4 protein-coding genes are annotated in these 3,629 nt (G+C 58.9%); 3 read left to right on the top strand and 1 reads right to left on the bottom strand.

Annotated features, from left to right (window positions below; all coding sequences use genetic code 11):
- Positions 1-101 precede the first annotated feature (101 nt).
- Together JWQ61_RS19830 and JWQ61_RS19825 are read left to right on the top strand one after the other, a co-directional pair.
- Positions 102-1,178 (top strand): MerR family transcriptional regulator, encoded by a 1,077-nt coding sequence (locus JWQ61_RS19830; protein WP_304362022.1) that lies wholly within the window; start codon positions 102-104, stop codon positions 1,176-1,178.
- A gap of 108 nt (positions 1,179-1,286) precedes the next feature.
- The gene (locus JWQ61_RS19825; protein ID WP_304362021.1) at positions 1,287-1,451 is read left to right on the top strand and encodes a hypothetical protein; all 165 of its coding nucleotides are present in this window, start codon (positions 1,287-1,289) and stop codon (positions 1,449-1,451) included.
- A gap of 19 nt (positions 1,452-1,470) precedes the next feature.
- Here JWQ61_RS19825 and JWQ61_RS19820 read toward each other — a convergent pair whose 3' ends face one another.
- Positions 1,471-1,929, bottom strand: a complete 459-nt coding sequence (locus JWQ61_RS19820; protein WP_304362023.1) for a GAF domain-containing protein — start codon at positions 1,927-1,929, stop codon at positions 1,471-1,473.
- A 538-nt stretch (positions 1,930-2,467) separates the two neighbouring features.
- Between JWQ61_RS19820 and JWQ61_RS19815 the strand changes: the two genes are divergently transcribed.
- Entirely contained in the window at positions 2,468-3,430 is a 963-nt protein-coding gene (locus tag JWQ61_RS19815; RefSeq protein ID WP_304362020.1) for a transposase, read from the top strand.
- The last annotated feature ends 199 nt before the right edge of the window (positions 3,431-3,629 follow it).

Raw genomic sequence — 3,629 nt, 5'->3', positions numbered from 1 at the left:
ATTCGACCAACGTCCATGCCGGCGTAGTGTTCAATTTCTAAGGTCGGGGTTTTCCTCGTCAGGCCCGCTTCGGCGGGTTTTTTTTCGTTCATGGAAAAGTAGTGCTTGACCCTGCCGTGGCGTCAGGCTTCAAAGTGGCGGCACGCATGAAGAAAAGGAGCAGATCGATGTTGAAAGTAGGGGAATTGGCGGCGCGCGCAGGAATGACGGTACGCACGCTGCATCATTACGACAGCATCGGCTTGCTCATTCCTTCAGCGCGTTCCGATGCCGGCTATCGCCTGTATGACCGAAACGACGTGGCACGCCTGCACCAGATCCAGGCGCTGCGCAAGTTCGGCATGGCGCTGGCCGACATCGGGGCTTACCTGGACAGTCCCGACGCCTCTCCGATCGCTATCGTCGCGCGCCAGATCGCTTTGCTGGATCGTCAAATCGGCGAAGCGGCCCGGATGCGCGACACACTGGCCAATGTGCACGCGCAGCTATCGAAGGGAGAAGTGCCGGAACTGGCCACCTGGCTAACCACACTGGAGCAGATGACCATGTACGAAAAATACTTTTCCAAGGAAGAGCTGAAGCAACTGCCGATTTATCAGAACAAGGACGCGGAAGCGGAATGGAAGCGGCTGGTATCGCAGGTCGACGACCTGATGGCGGCGGGCGTGCCGGTCGCCGACGAGGCAGCCAGGCAGCTCGCCCGCAACTGGATGGCATTATTGGAGCGGGACACTGCGGGCAACCAGGCGTTGCTGGCGCAGTTGAATTCGATGCATGAGAACGAGCCCTCGGTTCAGCGCGATACGGGAATATCGATGCAGCTGAAAGGCTACATCATGCGTGCGATCGCCGAGGTCAAGTTCGACGTGTATGCCAAATACCTGACGCCGGAAGAGATCGGCCACATGCGCCGGCACCAGCAAACCCGCGTGCGCGAATGGCCGGCGCTGATCGAGAATGTCAGGGCGCAGATGCGGACCGATCCTTCGCCGGATTCGCCGCGGGCGCGCGAGTTGGCGGCTCAGTGGTTCGATCTGTTTCAGGACATGGTCGGAAGCGACCCGGCAACCGTGGCGCGCTTTCGGACTGCGGTGGAGTCCGAGCCGGTGTTGCGGATGGGACGCGGTATGACGGACGAAATGATCGTCTATCTGCGTCGTGCGCGTGATCGAACCTAACGGAAAAGCGGTAGACCAATGATATTGAGCTAAATCAATTTCCGCGCACGAAAGGCAAACCGAAGTTGGTCGCAGTCAGCTGGAACCGAGCGGTACGGCTGAACCCCTTTGAAAAAGACCAATATGGACTTCGCCGACATGGCCTACGGCACGCCGGACGGCAAGGTGCGCTGGAAGGCCGCCGCCGAATTCGAGAAAGCGTTCGGATTCAGCACAGATACCGTCGAAGTATTCCCCGACGAAGCCGATGGTAAGGAATCGCAGCAAATGTGAAGGTGTTCGGTTTGCCTCGCTAAACGAAATCGGTCCCCGCCAAAAACGCGGCAACGAGGCTTTCCAAGCCCGCTCGGTCTTCCTCGCTGAATCGGTTCAAAACAGGGCTGTCGATGTCGAACACGCCGAGCACCACGCCATCCTTGATCAGCGGGATCACGATTTCCGCATTCGAGGCGGAGTCGCAGGCGATGTGGCCGGGGAAGGCGTGCACGTCCGGAACCAGCATCGTGCGCCGTTCGGCAGCCGCGGCGCCGCATACGCCCTTGCCGAACGGGATTCGCGCGCAGGCGACCTTGCCCTGAAACGGGCCGACCAGCAGCTCCTGGCCCTCGCCGTTCCTGGTGGGGCGCGTCAGGTAGAAGCCTGCCCAGTTCAGTTCGGCGATGGTGTCGTAGATGAAGGCGGAGAACTGCGATGCGTTGGCCACCAGGTCGCGTTCGCCTTCGAGGATGCTCTCCACCTGGCGGGTGAGCATGGCGTATTCGGGCGTAGTACTGGCGACGGCGGTGATGTGCATGGTGATCGGAGATGGCTGGATGAAACGGCTATTTTATCTGATCGGGTGCAACCGCCAAGGTCCGTGGTTCGGCGCAACCCCGGTACAGCGTGAACATGTTCGCCACGCAGACCAAATGAGACTTAACTGATGCCGGGCTGTCGCTAAACCGGTTTCTCATAGAGATCGACGTCCCGGCTGAGGTTTGGGCTATGCGTGACGCGGTTGATATCAACACTTTGCCCTCGGCATGGAACCCCATCCCGGCTGGACAAGCCAGTGTTCAAGGCCCGGACTGGACATTATTCCGGCAGAATTGAAAAATTTGAGCGAGTCCACTTCCTATTCCTATTATCTATGGTTGCTATATAAATGAATCTAACGTTTGACTTAAGCGGACCGCCGTAGGCGGGTCCGCTTGAAGGAAGGGTTAGGCCTCTGTCGGTGGATAGATTTCATGTGACCAGTACTTCCGGTTCAGACGCTGGATAACGTAGCGCCCGACCACCGCGACTTGATGCATTTCGAGGGATGCGAGCACCAAATCCTGGTGCCCCACTCCTGCGGTAACCGCCATTGTCCGCACTGCCAGCATCACGAGAGCCAGCAATGGCTGGAACGGCAAGTCGCCAAACAGGTGCCTGCAGAATACTTCCTGTTGACGTTCACGCTGCCGGCCGAACTGCGGGCGCTGAGCTGGGCGCACCAGAAGCCCATCTATGATTTGCTGATGCGCGCGAGCTGGGAGACGGTGCAAACGTTCAGCCAGAACGACAAGAAGCTGAAAGGCACGCCCGGCGCCATCGCGGTGCTGCATACGAATACGCGCCGGCTCGACTACCACCCGCACGTCCATTTAGTCATGCCGGCGGCAGTCATTGACACCAAGCGAAAGCTTTGGCGCACCAAGCAAGGTGCCGGCGGCTACCTGTTCAGCCACAAGGCATTGGCCAAGGTATTTCGGGCCAAGATACTTGCGGGTATCGCGGCGGCCGGATTAAAGCCTCCCGCCCGCTTTCCGAAGGCGCGGAACGTCGATTGCAAATCGGTCGACACCGGCGAAAAGGCCCTCATCTGCTTGGGACGTTATTTGTACAGGGGCGTCATCCGGGAAAAGGATATCGTCGCCTGCGGCAATGGCCAGGTACGCTTTCGGTTCCGCAACGCCAAGACCGCGAAGATGGAAGTGCGAACCGTGTCAGGCGCGCACTTTGTCTGGCTGGTCTTGCAGCACGTGCTGCCGAACGGCTTGCGGCGTGCGCGCAATTTCGGCTTCTTGCATCCCAACTGCAAGCGATTGATCGCCTTGCTGCATGTGCTGCTGAAATTGCTTCCCCCGCAGATTGCGGCCGCGATAAAACAGCGGCCGCCCATCCTGTGCCCATGCTGCGGTGCCGTGATGAAGATCGTGCAGACCTGTGTGCGGCCGGTGCTGGTACCGATACCGGTTGCGGAACAGGGGAGCTTATTTACCGTGTAGATGCGCGGCAATTTGAGCGATGGTCGGTTTCAGTTCCCGCAAGCTGCGATATTCGCTCGCCTCAAACCAGGGCGTAAGCGGCCAATAGACCGATAAATTCGCATCGCTACGGCCACATCGATGCGCATGCCATGGCCTGCAGGCCTTGCCATCACTGGATCGCTTTCAATCCAGTGAAATCCCCAAAGACATATTTTCT

Source organism: Collimonas fungivorans, from assembly GCF_028292705.1.
Lineage (GTDB): Bacteria > Pseudomonadota > Gammaproteobacteria > Burkholderiales > Burkholderiaceae_D > Collimonas > Collimonas fungivorans_B.
Note: the sequence above shows the minus strand (reverse complement) of the source record. Positions and strands in the feature narration are given on the sequence as shown.